We start from the raw sequence: 14,347 nt of genomic DNA, 5'->3' as shown, positions 1-14,347 counted from the left end.
AACGGGGAGAGATGATCGAGACCATCGACTACCACACCGCCGGAGAGCCGTTCCGGATCGTGACCGCGGGGGCACCGGACATCCCCGGGCACACGGTCCTGGAGCGCCGGGAGGCGGCCCGGGCGCCGGAGATCGACGCCGTGCGGCGGCTGCTCTGCCACGAGCCGCGCGGGCACGCCGACATGTACGGCTGCTTCCTCGTCCCCCCGGACGGCCCCGGCGCCGACCTCGGCGCGCTGTTCTGGCACAAGGACGGCTACTCCACCGCCTGCGGGCACGGCACCATCGCGCTCGGCGTGTACGCCGTGCAGAGCGAGCTGGTCGTCGCCGACCTCAACGGGGAGACCGACGTGGTGGTCGACGTCCCGTCCGGCAGGGTGACGGCCAGGGTCCGCTGCGTGGCGGGTCTCATCGAGGCCGTCACCTTCCGCAACGTCCCCTCCTACGCGCTGGCCCGCGGCGTCCGGCTCGACCCGCCGCGGGCCGCGCGGGGGAGCGCCGCGGACCGCCTGGCCGGGGTCGCGGTCGACGTCGCCTACGGCGGGGCGATCTACGCCTCGGTCCCGGCCGCGGCCTTCGGGCTGAGCGTCGCGCCCGAGCACCTGACCGAGCTGATCGCGCTCGGCCGGGCCGTCAAGGCCGCCCTGGCCGGCCACCCGGCGGCCGGGCACCCGGACGACGACCGGCTCTCCGGCGTCTACGGCGTCATCTTCCACGAGGAGCTCGGCCCCGGGCACCAGCGCAACGTCACGGTCTTCGCCGACGGCGAGGTGGACCGCTCGCCCTGCGGCTCCGGCACCGCCGCCCGGCTGGCGCTGCTGCACGACGACGGTTTCACCGGCACCCTCGTGCACGAGAGCATCGTCGGGACGACCTTCCGCGCCCGGGTGGCCGAGGTGACCCCGGAGGGGGTGATCCCCGAGGTGGAGGGCATGGCCTACTGCACCGGGGTGCACCGCTTCACGCTCGACCCGCGGGACCCGGTCGGCGCGGGGTTCAGCCTCCGATGAGCGGCCTGCCGTACCTGGACGGGCGCGCGCTGCGCGAGCTGGTTCCCATGGCCGCGGCCGTGCGGTGCCTGCACGACGCCCTGCGCGCCGGCCTCGACCCGGAGGACAGCCCGCTCCGGCCCGTCGTGCCGGTCCCCGCCGGGCAGCTGCTGCTGATGCCCGCCGCCTGGGGCCGGTACGCTGGGATCAAGGTCGCCGGGGTCGCCCCGGCCAACCCCGCCCGCGGCCTGCCCCGCATCCAGGGCACGTACCTGCTGATGGACGGCGAGACCCTGGCCCCGCTGGTCGCGATCGACGGCGTCGCGCTGACCGCCCTGCGCACCCCGGCCGTCTCCGCGCTCGCCGTGCGCCACCTGGCCGAGCCGGGGGCGGCGACCATGGCGGTGTACGGCACGGGCCCGCAGGCCCGGGGGCATGTCGAGGCCTTCCGCGCGGTCCGGCCGGTGGAACAGGTGAACGTGATCGCCAGGGATCCGCGCCGGGCCGAGGCGTTCGCCGCCCGGTGCGCGGCCGGGGGCGTCCGCGCCGTGACCGCCGAGGGCCCGGACGGGGCCGACCTGGTCGCCTGCTGCACCAGCGCCAGGACCCCGCTGTTCGACGGCGCCCTGATCCGCGACGGCGTCACCGTGGTCGCGGTCGGCTCCCACGAGCCGGACGCCCGCGAGCTCGACGACGGCCTCGTGGCCCGCGCCACGGTCGTCGTCGAGGCCCGTACCGCCGCCCTGGCCGAGGCGGGGGATCTCCTGGTCCCCCTGGGGAACGGTACGATCACCACTGGTCATCTCGCGGGGAACCTCCGGGAACTGGTCGCCGGTGCCGTGTCCCTCCGGTCCGGCCCCCGGGTGTTCAAGAGCGTGGGCATGGCATGGGAGGACCTGGTGGTGGCGGGAGCCGCCTACGAGGCGTGGACACGGGCGATATGAACATGAGAGGCGCTGGTATGGCTCCTACGGCGGACGACCGGCTCGACCTGCCGGCCGTGGGCGAGAGGCAGAGCCTGCGGGAGCAGGTGGCCCACGCGCTGCGGGCGGCCCTGATCACCGGCGAGATGCGGCCCGGCATGGTGTACTCCGCCCCGGTGCTCGCCGCCCAGTTCGGCGTCTCGGCCACCCCCGTGCGCGAGGCGATGCTCGACCTGGCCAAGGAGGGCCTCGTCGAGGCGGTGCGCAACAAGGGCTTCCGGGTCACCGAGCTGTCCGACCGCGACCTGGACGAGCTCACCGAGATCCGCAGGCTCATCGAGGTGCCCACGGTCGCGCAGCTCGCCGACGCCGGCCGCGCCCCGAGCTTCGAGCGGCTCCGCCCGCTGGCCCAGCAGATCGTCGACGCGGCCGAGCGCGGCGACCTGCTCGCCTACGTGGACGCCGACATCCGCTTCCACCTGGAGCTGCTGTCGCTGGGCGGCAACGCCCACCTCGTGGAGGTGGTGCGCGACCTGCGCAACCGGGCCCGCCTGTACGGCCTGTCGGCCCTGCACCGCAGGGGCGGCCTCGCCGACTCCGCCCGCGAGCACCTGACCCTGCTCTCCCTGCTCTCCGCGGGCGACTCGGGCGGCGCCGAGCGGCTGATGCGCGACCACATCCGGCATGTCCGGGGCATCTGGGCCAGCAATCCGGAGAATTGACATTCCGGGCCGGGGCAGGCCCGCCGGGAGGCCGGGGCCGGGCTCAGCCGCCGCTGCGGGTGGCCCCGACGCTGGCGACGACCACGCACCCGATGGCGGCCCACTCCCGTACCTGAAGCACCTCGCCCAGCACCAGCAGGCCGACCATCGCGGCCACCGCGGGCTCCAGGCTCATCAGGATGCCGAAGACCCGCTTGGGCATCCTGCGCAGCGCCTCCAGCTCGATCGAGTAGGGGATGACCGAGGAGAGCAGGCCCACGCCGAGCCCGATCAGCAGCAGTTCCGGCTGGAGCAGGTCGGCGCCGCCCGACCCGATGCCCACCGGGGCGATCAGCACCACCGAGACGATCATGGCGAAGGCCAGGCCGGTCGTGCCGGGGAAGCGCCGGCCCACGGCGGCCGAGAGCAGGATGTAACCGGCCCAGCAGGCCGCCGCGACCAGCGCGAAGCCGATGCCGGCCCAGCTGATGCCGGAGGCGGCCGTTCCCCAGGGGGCGAGCAGCACCACACCCGAGCCGGCCAGCACCACCCAGAGCAGGTCCAGCCGGCGCCGCGAGGCGGCCACCGCGACCCCCAGCGGGCCCAGGAACTCGATCGCCACCGCGATGCCCATGGGCAGCCGGGCCAGGGCCTCGTAGAACGACAGGTTCATCACGCCCAGCGTCACGCCGAACGCCACACCCACCCCGAGGTCCGCCCGGGTCAGCCCCTTCAGCCGGGGACGGGCGATCACGCCCATGATCAGCGCGCCCATCGCGATCCGCAGGAACACCACCGCGCTCGGCGGGAGCTGGGCGAACAGGTCCTTGGCGAACCCGGCCCCGACCTGCACCGACAGGATGGCCAGCAGGACCAGCCCGGACGGCGGGATGGCGTCCGCCGCGGCCCGCAGCAGCGCCCCGGGCCCGGTCGGCCCCGGCCGGTACGGTTCGGCCGGGCCGTGCAGGGCTTCGGCGGTCACAGTGCTCCTCATGTCAGGCGTGATATATCGATTGGCACCTTACCTGCCCCGGCCGGCGTTTTCCGGCGGTGTCCGTCATATGAGACGCCCCGTCGGGACGGGCCTACCGGGTGTAGAGCGCCACGGTCATCCCGGGCACCCGGCCCACCTGCCAGGCCTTGACGCGGGTGAACCCCTCCTCGGTCAGCTCGCCGACCCGGTCGACGCCCGAGGCCGCCGCGGAGCCGCCGCGCCAGATCACCCAGACCCGCTCGCGACCCTCCACGGCGGCGGCGAGGTCGGCCCGCTCGGGGTACCCGAAGGAGTCCGGCAGGGGGGCGGAACCCGTGCGCAGCACGTCGTCGGGGAGGCTCCCGCCCCCGTAGTAGAGGAAGCCCTCACGCAGCGAGGAGCGCCCGTAGACGATCGCGTCGCCGGGCTCGGCCGCGTCCGTGATGATCCGCACCGCCCGGGGGAAGTTCTCGTGGTGCCCGTCCTCCCGGCGGACGTCCAGCTGCCCGGGGAGTCCCGCCACCAGGACGCCCGCCAGAGCGGGCCCGGCCACCGCGCGGGGCACCGCGGCGAGCGTGAGACCGGCCAGCAGCGCGTACGCGGGCACCGTCGCGAACAGGTAGCGGTCGACGTAGACCGGGGAGACCAGATAGGACACGGCGAACAGCAGCAGGGGCGGCAGCACGGCCCAGCCGGCCAGCAGCGCGATCCAGAGCCGGTCGGCGCCGTGCCGCCGGCGCACGAGCGGCGCGGCCACCGCGAGGATCAGCACGGCGCATCCCGCCAGGGCGGTGCCCCCGATCATCTTGGGCAGCGCCAGGAACACGTCCGGCTCGGGCAGCTTGATCCAGCTGATCGCGTGCCGCTCGGCGAAGCCGACCGCGGTCCACATCGCGCCGGGGACGCATCCCACAGCCATGCTCGCCACCGTCCTGGGCAGCACGCCCCGGCCGTACAGGCCCACCGCCGACAGGTGGGCGGCCAGCACGAGCAGCGAGAACACCTGCGTGCAGCCGAGCAGCCCGACGGCCGCCGCGTACCTCCACCAGCCCGCGCGCCGCTCCGGCTCCTCCATCGCCCGGTGCAGCGCCCAGGTGGCCAGCACCGCGGCGGCGGCGGCGAACGCGTAGGGGCGGGCGTTCTGCCCGTGGTAGGAGACCGACGGCAGCAGGACGTAGACGACGGCCGCGAACAACCCCGCGGGCGGCGAGCCCAGTCGCCGCCCCAGGTCGGCGATCAGCGCGGCGGCGGCGCCGGTCGCGAGCGCCGAGGGCAACCGCATCCACCACTCGGCCTGGCCGAGTTCCAGCCAGAGATGCATGAACCCGTAGTAGGGCAGGAAGTGCCCGTCGATATGCTGCGCCAGCTCCCAGAGGCCACCCAGGCCGCGGCGGGCCGCGCTGAGGGTGGCCAGCTCGTCTCCCGAGTGGGAGACCGCGGAGGAGCCGGCGAGGGCGACGAGTATGGCGACGATCCCCGCGGCCGCGTTCGGCCAGATCCGTGCCGGTTGCCGTGCTGCCGGACGGGAGGGGGCCCGTGTTTCGGTAACGATCACCAGGGGATGCTAGACCCTGATGATCATTGTTAATGATTGTTTCAGCGAGAAATCATCCGATCCTCACGTACGCGCTCACTCCCAGCGGAAGGTACGCGAGGTCAGGAAGAGCGAGACCGCGGCCCAGGCCGCCAGGACCGCCATGGCGGCCAGCGGCAGGCCGGCCCCGCCGGCCAGCACCGAGCGCAGCCCGCCGGTCAGCGCCGAGATCGGCAGCAGTTCCAGCACCGGCCGCACCGACTCGGGGAACTTCGACAGCGGGAAGATCACCCCGCCGCAGCCGAGCAGGACCAGATAGACCAGGTTGGCCGCGGCGAGCGTGGCCTCGGCGCGCAGGGTGCCCGCCATCAGCAGGCCGAGTCCGCTGAATGCGGCGGTGCCGAGCACGATCAGCAGCCCCGCGGTCAGGGGCGAGCCCGCCGGGCGCCACCCCAGGGCGACCGCCACCACGGAGATCACCGCCACCTGGACGACCTCCACGGCGATCACCGCGAGCGTCTTGGCCAGCATCAGCCCGGTCCGCGACAACGGGCTCGCGCCCAGGCGCTTCAGCACGCCGTAGCGGCGCTCGAAGCCGGTCGCGATGGCCTGCCCGGTGAAGGCCGTGGACATCACCGCCAGCGCCAGCACGCCGGGGGTGGTGAAGTCGACGCGGGAGCCGCCGACGTCGACCAGCGGGGCCGCCGAGAAGCCGACGAGCAGCAGCACCGGGATGATCATCGTGAGCAGGAGCTGCTCGCCGTTGCGGAGTATCGCCCTGATCTCCGCGCCCGTCTGGGCCGCGACCATCCGGCTCAGCGGCGCGGCTCCCGGGGCCGGGGTGAGGTCCAGGGTGGTCAACTCGCTCTCCTGCGGTCTGGCTCGGGCCGCGCCCGGCGGGCGGCGGGCCGTGGTGGGTCGGGGGGACGGCCGGTGCGCGGCCGGGCGCATGCCGCGGGCGGGCGCGGGATCCGCGCGGGTGCCGGTGGTGCCGGCGCCGTGCCTCGCGGGCGGGGCCGGACCGGCGCCGGTGTCATCGGAGCTCACGTCCGGTCAGCTCAAGGAAGACGTCCTCCAGGGTACGCCGCTCGATGCTGAGGTCGTCGGCCGTGACGCCCTCGGCGGCGCACCAGGCCGTCACCGTGGCCAGCAGCTCCGGCCCGACCTGCCCCTCGATGATGTAGTGCCCGGCCGGTGACTCCTTGGCGGCGCTGCCGGCCGGCAGCGCCGCCAGCAGCTCGTCCAGGGACAGCCCGGGGCGGGCGCGGAAGCGCAGCTGCCGCTCGGCTCCGGTGAGCGAGGCGGGCGTGCCCTCCGCCACCACCCGGCCGTGGTCGATGATGACGATGTGGTCGGAGAGCTTCTCCGCCTCGTCCATGTGGTGGGTGGTGAGCACCACCGAGACGCCGCTCGCGCGCAGGTCGCGCACCAGCTCCCAGCAGGCGTGCCTGGCCTGCGGGTCGAGGCCCGCGGTCGGCTCGTCGAGGAAGACCAGCTCGGGGCGGCCGACGACGGCCGCGGCCAGCGACACGCGCTGCTGCTGCCCGCCCGAGAGCCTCCGGTACGGCGTGCGGGCGTGCTCGGTCAGCCCGAGCCGCTCCAGCAGTGCCGCCGGGTCGAGGGGGTGGGCGTGGAAGCGGGCCATCAGGCGCAGCCACTGGCCACAGGGCATGGCCGGGGGCACGCCGCCCGCCTGGAGCATCACCCCGACCCTGGCGCGCAGCTCCTGCCTGGACGGGTCGAGCCCGAGCACGTTCACCGTGCCGGCGTCGGCTCTGCGGAACCCCTCGCAGATCTCCACGGTGGAGGTCTTGCCCGCGCCGTTGGGGCCGAGGAGCGCGGTCACCGCGCCGCGGGCGGCGCTGAGGGTCAGGCCGTCGAGCGCGGTCGTTCCGCCGTATCTCTTGACCAGATCGATGATCTCGACGGCTGGGGATTCCATGGCCACGAGTCTAAGGACTGCTCTCCCCGGTCCCGCTCGCGGACCGGAGAGCGGCGACCCCGGGCCGCCGCCCGGCGCCGCCGCCCGGACGGGTGGTTCCGCCCCCCGCCGCCCGGCCGGGCCGTCCGCCCCGCCGGACGGCCGAGAATTTTTGTGGAAAATTTCCGACAACCAGGAATTGGGATGACCCGACGATAGTTGGGACCATCTGGCCCTTGCGGGTCCGATGTGGCGTGCGAGGGAAAAGGGGACAGGGGATGACCGCGGCCGTCGTCGAAGCGGAGGTGGCGCCGGCGGTCCGGCGCAGAGGACTGCTGCTGATCATCTTGGGCGCCCTGTCGGCGATCGGCCCGCTCTCCATCGACATGTACCTGCCCGCGCTCCCGGCCATCGCCGCGGAGATGGGGACCGGGGCGGCGCAGGTGCAGCTCAGCCTGACCGCCTGCCTCATCGGGATCTCCGTCGGGCAGGTCGTCGCCGGTCCGCTCAGCGACGTGCGCGGCCGGCGGGGGCCGCTGCTGCTCGGCATCGCCGCCTACGCCGTCGCCTCGCTGCTGTGCGCCTTCTCGCCCTCGGTGTACGGGCTGGTCGGCTTCCGCCTGCTCCAGGGCGTCGCGGGCGGCGCCGCGCTGGTGATCGTCCGCGCGGTCGTCCGCGACCTGTACGAGGGCGCGGCCATCGCCCGGATCTTCGCCACCCTCATGCTCGTCACCGGCCTCGCGCCGATCCTGGCTCCGGTCGCGGGCGCGCAGCTGCTCAACCACACCTCCTGGCGGGGCGTCTTCGTCGCATTGAGTGTCGCCGGGCTGCTGCTGCTGGCCGCCGCGCTGTTCGGAGTGCGCGAGACGCTCCCGGCCGACCGGCGCGAGAGCGGCGGGCTCCGGCACACCCTCGTCACCTTCCGGCACCTGCTGCGCGACCGGTCCTTCATGGCGAGCGCGCTGGCCGGCGGGTTCGGCTTCGCGGCCATGTTCGCCTACATCTCCGGCTCGCCGTTCGTGCTCCAGGAGGTCTACGGGGCGTCGCCGCAGACGTTCTCCCTGGTCTTCGCCCTCAACGCCTTCGGGTTGACCGTCACCGCGCAGATCGGCGGGCGCCTGGCCGGGCACCGGGCCGACCCCGCGCGGCTGATCCTCATCGGCCTGTTCGTCGGACTGGCCGGGGCCGTCGCGCTGCTCGCCACCGCGGTCCTGCGGCTGCCCCTGGCCGTGCTGGTCGCCGCGCTGTTCGTGATGATGTGCGGGGCCGGGTTCGTCCTGCCGGGCACCGGCGCGCTCGCCCTGGCCGGTCAGCCCCCGCAGGTCGCCGGGAGCGCCTCGGCGCTGACCGGCGTGCTGCAGTTCGCGCTCGGCGCGCTCGCGGCCCCGCTGGTCGGCCTCGGGGGTGAGGAGTCGGCGCTGCCGATGGCCGTCGTCCTGATCGGGTTCACCCTCGTCTCGCTCGCCGTCTTCGTCGGCCTGCGGAGACCGCCGAAGGGCGTTTCCGCAGTTTAGGTAAGCCTTACCTGCGTGACACATTGCATCCCCCCGGGGAAGAACATCGGTTTGTCGCCCGGGAAGCAATTACGGCACACTGATGTTGTGAAAAACATGACCGGGATGCGAGACGTCGAGGAGACCGCCACCGTGCGGTCCGCCGGCGTGTCCGCCGAGCGCAGCACGCGCGCGCGTGTCGCCCGGCTCATCCTGGAGTGCGGGCCCGTCACCGCGGCGGCCCTCGGCGAGCGGCTCGGCCTCACCCCGGCCGCCGTCCGCCGGCATCTCGACGCGCTGCTCGCCGACGGGATGGCCGAGGCACGCACGGCCAGGCCGCGCGGCCAGCGGGGGCGCGGGCGGCCCGCGAAGCTGTTCGTGATCACCGACGCCGGGCGCAGCGCCTTCGAGCACGCCTACGACGGCCTCGCGGGCAGCGCGCTGCGCTTCCTCGCCGAGCGCATGGGCGAGCAGGCCGTGGCGGAGTTCGCCCGGTCCCAGGTGGCCGGCCTCGTCGCCCGGCTGCAGCCGCGGATGAGCGAGGTCCCCGAAGACCAGCGGGTGCGCGTCCTCGCCGAGGCCCTGTCCGCCGACGGCTACGCCGCCTCGGCCACCAAGGCCGGCCTCGGCGGTGAGCAGCTGTGCCAGCACCACTGCCCGGTGGCGCACGTGGCCGCGGAGTTCCCGCAGCTGTGTGAAGCCGAGACGGAGGCGTTCGCGCGCATCCTCGGCACCCCCGTGCAGAGACTCGCGACCATCGCCCACGGCGACGGCGTGTGCACCACTCATGTGAGCCCCCACCGGGTGGCCGGACCGGGCATGAGGGAGCGCCCGGCGAGCCCTCCACCGCCCGGAGCGGCGCGAACGTCAGCAAGCCACGAAACGATCGATACATCGAGCAAGGAGACCGGAAGGTGACTGTCACCGACCGCCCGGAGCTGGAAGGCCTCGGGAATTACAAGTTCGGCTGGGCCGACCCGGACGCCGCCGGCGCGACGGCCCGTCGCGGCCTGTCCGAGGAGGTCGTCCGCAATATCTCCGCGCTGAAGAACGAGCCGGAGTGGATGCTGGACCTGCGCCTGAAGGGTCTGCGCCTGTTCGGCAAGAAGCCGCTGCCCACCTGGGGCTCCGACCTCAGCGGCATCGACTTCGACAACATCAAGTACTTCGTGCGCTCGACCGAGAAGCAGGCCGCCTCCTGGGAGGAACTGCCCGAGGACATCAAGAGCACCTACGACAAGCTCGGCATCCCCGAGGCCGAGAAGCAGCGTCTGGTCGCCGGCGTCGCCGCCCAGTACGAGTCCGAGGTGGTCTACCACAAGATCCGTGAGGACCTTGAGGAGAAGGGTGTCATCTTCGTCGACACCGACACCGCCCTCAAGGAGCACGAGGAGATCTTCAAGGAGTACTTCGGGACCGTGATCCCGGTCGGCGACAACAAGTTCGCCGCCCTGAACACGGCCGTGTGGAGCGGCGGCAGCTTCATCTACGTGCCGCCGAACGTCTCCGTGGAGATCCCGCTGCAGGCCTACTTCCGGATCAACACCGAGAACATGGGCCAGTTCGAGCGGACCCTGATCATCGTCGACGAGAACTCCTACGTGCACTACGTCGAGGGCTGCACCGCGCCGATCTACTCCTCCGACTCGCTGCACAGCGCGGTCGTGGAGATCGTCGTGAAGAAGGGCGCCCGCTGCCGCTACACGACCATCCAGAACTGGTCGAACAACGTCTACAACCTGGTCACCAAGCGCGCCGTCGCCTACGAGGGCGCGACCATGGAATGGATCGACGGCAACATCGGTTCCAAGGTCACCATGAAGTACCCGGCCGTCTACCTCATGGGCGAGCACGCCAAGGGCGAGACCCTCAGCGTCGCCTTCGCCGGTGAGGGCCAGCACCAGGACGCCGGCTCCAAGATGGTGCACCTGGCGCCCAACACCAGCTCCTCCGTCATCTCCAAGTCCGTCGCCCGCGGCGGCGGCCGCACCTCCTACCGCGGCCTGGTCCAGATCGAGGAGGGCGCGCACGGCAGCGCCAGCACCGTCAAGTGCGACGCGCTGCTCGTCGACCAGATCAGCCGCTCCGACACCTACCCCTACGTCGACGTCCGCGAGGACGACGTCTCCATGGGGCACGAGGCGACGGTCTCCAAGGTCTCCGAGGACCAGCTCTTCTACCTGATGAGCCGTGGTCTCGGCGAGGACGAGGCGATGGCGATGATCGTGCGCGGCTTCGTCGAGCCGATCGCGCGCGAACTCCCGATGGAGTACGCCCTGGAGCTGAACCGCCTGATCGAGCTGCAGATGGAAGGAGCCGTCGGCTGATGGGTCTCGACACCAAACCCCTGTCGACCCTCCACGAGAAGGCGTCGTACAACGTGGACGACTTCCCGGTCCCGACCGGCCGCGAGGAGGAGTGGCGCTTCACGCCGCTGTCGCGCCTGAAGGGCCTGCACAGCGGCGCCGCGGCCGCGGCGAACGTCGTCGTCCACGTCGACGCCGCCCCCGAGGTCACCGTGGAGACCGTCGGCCGCGACGACCAGCGGATCGGCAAGGCCTATGTGCCCGCCGACCGGGTCAGCGCCCAGGCGTACGCCTCCTTCGAGAAGGCCACCGTCCTCACGGTCCCGCGCGAGGCGGTCGCCTCGAAGCCGACCGTGATCACCGTCACCGGGTCCGGCCAGGGCGCGGCCTACGGCCACACGGTCGTGCGGGTGGAGCCGCTGGCCGAGGCCGTGGTCGTCCTGGAGCACCAGGGCAGCGCGGTCTACGCCGACAACGTCGAGTTCGTCGTCGGCGAGGGTGCCACGCTCAGGGTCATCAGCCTGCAGGACTGGGCCGACGACGCCGTGCACGTCTCCCACCACCACGCGTTGCTCGCCAAGGACGCGACCTTCCGCAGCTTCGTCGTCACCCTCGGCGGCGACCTGGTGCGCCTGTCGCCGTCGGTCTCCTACAGCGGCCCCGGCGGCGACGCCGACCTGACCGGCCTGTACTTCGTCGACGCCGGCCAGCACCTGGAGCACCGCCTCCTGGTCGACCACTCGCAGCCCAACTGCAAGAGCAACGTCGTCTACAAGGGCGCGCTGCAGGGGCAGGACGCCCACGCGGTCTGGATCGGCGACGTGATCATCCGGGTCGAGGCCGAGGGCACCGACACGTACGAGCTCAACCGCAACCTCCTGCTCACCGACGGCGCCCGCGCCGACTCGGTGCCCAACCTGGAGATCCTCACCGGCGAGGTCGCCGGGGCCGGTCACGCCAGCGCCTCCGGACGCCTCGACGACGAGCACATCTTCTACCTCCAGGCCCGCGGAATCCCCTTCGACGACGCGCGCCGCCTGGTCATCCGCGGCTTCTTCGCCCAGTTGCTGGAGAAGATCGAGGTTCCCGAGCTCCGCGAGCGCGTGCTCGCCAAGGTCGAGGCGGAGCTGGAGAAGTGACGTTCGAGAAGGTCTGCAAGGTCACCGACATCCCCGACGAGGGGGTGATCGGCCTTGAGGTGGGTGAGACCCCCGTCGCCCTGGTCCGTCAGGGGGACGAGGTCTACGCGCTGCACGACGTGTGCTCCCACGCCGAGGTGAGGCTCAGCGAGGGTGAGGTCTACGACGGCACCCTGGAGTGCTGGCTGCACGGTTCGTGCTTCGACCTGCGTTCGGGCAAGCCCACCGGTCCGCCCGCCACCAAGCCCGTCCCCGTCTACCGAGTCAAGATCGACGGCGATGACGTCCTCGTCTCGCTCTCGAAGGAGTCATAACAGTGTCTGATTCGAGCCGAGTCCCCTCGGGCTCCACCCTTGAGATCCGCGACCTGCACGTCGCCGTCGGGGACAAGGAAATCCTGCGTGGCGTCAACCTGACCGTCCGCTCCGGTGAGACCCACGCCATCATGGGCCCCAACGGCTCGGGCAAGTCCACCCTCGCGTACGCCATCGCCGGTCACCCCAAGTACACCGTCACCGGTGGCCAGGTGCTGCTGGACGGGGTCGACCTGCTGGAGCTCTCGGTCGACGAGCGCGCCCGCGCCGGCCTGTTCCTCGCCATGCAGTACCCGGTCGAGGTGCCCGGCGTCAGCGTCTCCAACTTCCTGCGCACCGCGGTCACCGCCGTGCGCGGCGAGGCCCCGAAGCTGCGCGAGTTCGCCAAGGACCTCAAGAACGGCATGGACGCCCTGTCCATCGACCCCGCCTTCGCCCAGCGCAACGTGAACGAGGGCTTCTCCGGCGGCGAGAAGAAGCGCCACGAGATCCTCCAGCTGGAGCTTCTCAAGCCGAAGATCGCCGTCCTCGACGAGACCGACTCCGGCCTCGACGTCGACGCGCTGCGCGTGGTCTCCGAGGGCATCAACCGCTTCCGCGCCTCCGGCGAGACCGGCGTGCTCCTCATCACCCACTACACCCGCATCCTGCGCTACGTGAAGCCCGACTTCGTCCACGTCTTCGCGGGCGGCCGGGTCGTCACCGAGGGTGGTCCGGAGCTGGCCGAGAAGCTCGAAGCCGAGGGTTACGAGGCCTACACGAAGGCATCGGTTTGATGGACACCGGCTTTGACGTGGAGAGGATCAGGAAGGACTTCCCGGTTCTCTCCCGCGAGCTGCCCGGCGGCAGGTCCCTGATCTACCTCGACTCGGGGAACTCCGCGCAGAAGCCCACCCAGGTGGTCGAGGTCATGCGCGACCACCTGGCCATGCACTACAGCAACGTCGGCCGGGCCATGCACGTGCTGGGCGCCGAGTCGACGGAGGCGTACGAGACCGCCCGGGAGAAGGTCGCGGCCTTCATCGGCGCGCCCGCCGCGAGTGAGGTGGTCTTCACCAAGAACGCCTCCGAGGCGCTCAACCTGGTGGCGTACTCCTTCGGCAACCGCGCCTGCGACGACCCCCGCTTCCGGATGGGCCCCGGCGACGAGATCGTCATCTCCGAGATGGAGCACCACTCCAACATCGTGCCGTGGCAGATGCTCGCGCAGCGCACGGGCGCCACGCTGCGGTGGTTCTCCGTCACCGACGAGGGCCGGCTGGACCTGTCGAACCTCGACGAGCTCGTCACCGAGCGCACCAAGATCGTTTCGATCGTGCACCAGTCGAACGTGCTGGGCACGGTCAACCCGGTCGCCCCGGTGCTCGCCAGGGTCCGCGAGGTCGGCGCGCTGATGATGCTCGACGCCTCCCAGTCGGTGCCCCACCAGCAGGTCGACGTGGCGGCGCTCGGCGTCGACTTCCTGGCCTTCACCGGCCACAAGGTCGTCGGCCCCTCCGGGATCGGCGTGCTGTGGGCCCGCGGTGAGCTGCTGGAGGCCATGCCCCCGTTCCTGGGCGGCGGCGAGATGATCGAGGCGGTCTGGATGGACCACTCGACCTACGCGCCCGCCCCGCACAAGTTCGAGGCGGGCACCCCGCCGATCGTCGAGGCCATCGGCCTCGGCGCCGCGGTCGACTACCTGACCGACGTCGGGATGGACGCGATCGTCCGCCACGAGCGCGAGCTGACCGCCTACGCGCTCGACGCCCTGCGGGAGGTGCCCGGCCTGAAGGTGATCGGCCCGCTGGACCTGGCCGACCGCGGCGGTACGGTCTCCTTCACCCTTGAGGGGATTCACCCTCACGACGTGGGGCAGATCTTGGACGACAACTTCGGAGTGGCCGTGCGGGTGGGACACCACTGCGCCCGTCCGCTCCACCTGAGGTTCGGGATTCCCGCGACCACGCGGGCGTCCTTCTACCTGTACAACACACCGGCCGAGATCGACACCCTGGTCCGCGGCCTCCACCACGTGCGGAAGGTGTTCGCCTAGCCGTGCCCGGACAGTCGGG

Annotated in this window: 14 protein-coding genes; 10 read left to right on the top strand and 4 right to left on the bottom strand. The window is 72.2% G+C overall.

Annotated elements, in window-relative coordinates; genetic code table 11:
- The first annotated feature begins 11 nt into the window (after nt 1-11).
- The 3 genes from ABD841_RS10580 to ABD841_RS10570 are packed head-to-tail and all read left to right on the top strand — an operon-like array spanning nt 12 to nt 2,634.
- Entirely contained in the window at nt 12-1,010 is a 999-nt protein-coding gene (locus tag ABD841_RS10580) for a proline racemase family protein (protein WP_344970177.1), read from the top strand.
- A complete protein-coding gene (locus ABD841_RS10575) occupies nt 1,007-1,933 on the top strand; it encodes an ornithine cyclodeaminase family protein (RefSeq protein WP_344970175.1) in 927 nt (308 codons plus the stop codon). The genes ABD841_RS10580 and ABD841_RS10575 overlap by 4 nt, the downstream gene beginning before the upstream one ends.
- Before the next feature lie 17 nt (nt 1,934-1,950).
- Nucleotides 1,951-2,634, top strand: coding sequence for a GntR family transcriptional regulator (locus ABD841_RS10570; protein WP_344970174.1), 684 nt, complete (start codon nt 1,951-1,953; stop codon nt 2,632-2,634).
- A gap of 43 nt (nt 2,635-2,677) precedes the next feature.
- Here ABD841_RS10570 and ABD841_RS10565 read toward each other — a convergent pair whose 3' ends face one another.
- The 4 genes from ABD841_RS10565 to ABD841_RS10550 form a co-directional block, all read right to left on the bottom strand.
- On the bottom strand, nt 2,678-3,607 hold the full coding sequence (locus ABD841_RS10565) for an EamA family transporter (RefSeq protein WP_425581970.1): 930 nt from the start codon (nt 3,605-3,607) through the stop codon (nt 2,678-2,680).
- Nucleotides 3,608-3,698: 91 nt separating this feature from the next.
- Nucleotides 3,699-5,141, bottom strand: a complete 1,443-nt coding sequence (locus tag ABD841_RS10560) for a glycosyltransferase family 39 protein (RefSeq protein ID WP_344970172.1) — start codon at nt 5,139-5,141, stop codon at nt 3,699-3,701.
- A 75-nt stretch (nt 5,142-5,216) separates the two neighbouring features.
- Nucleotides 5,217-5,930 carry an ABC transporter permease gene (locus ABD841_RS10555; protein ID WP_344970280.1) on the bottom strand — a complete coding sequence of 238 codons (714 nt, stop codon included), beginning with the start codon at nt 5,928-5,930 and terminating at the stop codon, nt 5,217-5,219.
- A 223-nt stretch (nt 5,931-6,153) separates the two neighbouring features.
- The gene (locus tag ABD841_RS10550; RefSeq protein ID WP_344970171.1) at nt 6,154-7,062 is read right to left on the bottom strand and encodes an ABC transporter ATP-binding protein; all 909 of its coding nucleotides are present in this window, start codon (nt 7,060-7,062) and stop codon (nt 6,154-6,156) included.
- A 257-nt stretch (nt 7,063-7,319) separates the two neighbouring features.
- Here ABD841_RS10550 and ABD841_RS10545 point away from each other — a divergent pair, with 257 nt between their 5' ends.
- The 7 genes from ABD841_RS10545 to ABD841_RS10515 all read left to right on the top strand — a co-directional run bounded on the left by ABD841_RS10545 (nt 7,320) and on the right by ABD841_RS10515 (nt 14,328).
- A complete protein-coding gene (locus ABD841_RS10545) occupies nt 7,320-8,555 on the top strand; it encodes a multidrug effflux MFS transporter (protein ID WP_344970169.1) in 1,236 nt (411 codons plus the stop codon).
- 105 nt (nt 8,556-8,660) lie between these two features.
- Complete coding sequence (locus ABD841_RS10540; protein ID WP_344970279.1) at nt 8,661-9,452, top strand: helix-turn-helix transcriptional regulator; 792 nt, start codon at nt 8,661-8,663, stop codon at nt 9,450-9,452.
- On the top strand, nt 9,449-10,861 hold the full coding sequence (gene sufB, locus ABD841_RS10535; protein ID WP_344970168.1) for a Fe-S cluster assembly protein SufB: 1,413 nt from the start codon (nt 9,449-9,451) through the stop codon (nt 10,859-10,861). Before ABD841_RS10540 ends, sufB begins: the two co-directional genes overlap by 4 nt.
- On the top strand, nt 10,861-11,979 hold the full coding sequence (gene sufD, locus ABD841_RS10530) for a Fe-S cluster assembly protein SufD (protein ID WP_344970166.1): 1,119 nt from the start codon (nt 10,861-10,863) through the stop codon (nt 11,977-11,979). Before sufB ends, sufD begins: the two co-directional genes overlap by 1 nt.
- Nucleotides 11,976-12,293, top strand: a complete 318-nt coding sequence (locus ABD841_RS10525; RefSeq protein ID WP_344970165.1) for a non-heme iron oxygenase ferredoxin subunit — start codon at nt 11,976-11,978, stop codon at nt 12,291-12,293. The genes sufD and ABD841_RS10525 overlap by 4 nt, the downstream gene beginning before the upstream one ends.
- 2 nt (nt 12,294-12,295) lie before the next feature.
- Nucleotides 12,296-13,069: a Fe-S cluster assembly ATPase SufC gene (gene sufC, locus ABD841_RS10520; protein WP_344970163.1), complete on the top strand. Its 774-nt coding sequence runs from the start codon at nt 12,296-12,298 to the stop codon at nt 13,067-13,069.
- Nucleotides 13,069-14,328 carry a cysteine desulfurase gene (locus ABD841_RS10515; RefSeq protein WP_344970161.1) on the top strand — a complete coding sequence of 420 codons (1,260 nt, stop codon included), beginning with the start codon at nt 13,069-13,071 and terminating at the stop codon, nt 14,326-14,328. The genes sufC and ABD841_RS10515 overlap by 1 nt, the downstream gene beginning before the upstream one ends.
- Nucleotides 14,329-14,347 lie beyond the last annotated feature (19 nt).

This window comes from Streptosporangium fragile (genome assembly GCF_039534445.1).
GTDB classification, from domain to species: domain Bacteria; phylum Actinomycetota; class Actinomycetes; order Streptosporangiales; family Streptosporangiaceae; genus Streptosporangium; species Streptosporangium fragile.
This window is presented reverse-complemented; position numbering and strand designations above follow the sequence as displayed.

What these genes read in the sequence shown, in the direction of transcription:
- ABD841_RS10540 (WP_344970279.1), top strand. Translation starts at nt 8,661, where the DNA reads ATGCGAGACGTCGAGGAGACCGCCACCGTGCGGTCCGCCGGCGTGTCC.
- ABD841_RS10550 (WP_344970171.1), bottom strand. Translation starts at nt 7,062, where the DNA reads ATGGAATCCCCAGCCGTCGAGATCATCGATCTGGTCAAGAGATACGGC.
- ABD841_RS10515 (WP_344970161.1), top strand. Translation starts at nt 13,069, where the DNA reads ATGGACACCGGCTTTGACGTGGAGAGGATCAGGAAGGACTTCCCGGTT.
- ABD841_RS10575 (WP_344970175.1), top strand. Translation starts at nt 1,007, where the DNA reads ATGAGCGGCCTGCCGTACCTGGACGGGCGCGCGCTGCGCGAGCTGGTT.
- sufD (WP_344970166.1), top strand. Translation starts at nt 10,861, where the DNA reads ATGGGTCTCGACACCAAACCCCTGTCGACCCTCCACGAGAAGGCGTCG.
- ABD841_RS10565 (WP_425581970.1), bottom strand. Translation starts at nt 3,607, where the DNA reads ATGAGGAGCACTGTGACCGCCGAAGCCCTGCACGGCCCGGCCGAACCG.
- ABD841_RS10580 (WP_344970177.1), top strand. Translation starts at nt 12, where the DNA reads ATGATCGAGACCATCGACTACCACACCGCCGGAGAGCCGTTCCGGATC.
- ABD841_RS10570 (WP_344970174.1), top strand. Translation starts at nt 1,951, where the DNA reads ATGGCTCCTACGGCGGACGACCGGCTCGACCTGCCGGCCGTGGGCGAG.
- ABD841_RS10545 (WP_344970169.1), top strand. Translation starts at nt 7,320, where the DNA reads ATGACCGCGGCCGTCGTCGAAGCGGAGGTGGCGCCGGCGGTCCGGCGC.
- ABD841_RS10555 (WP_344970280.1), bottom strand. Translation starts at nt 5,930, where the DNA reads ATGGTCGCGGCCCAGACGGGCGCGGAGATCAGGGCGATACTCCGCAAC.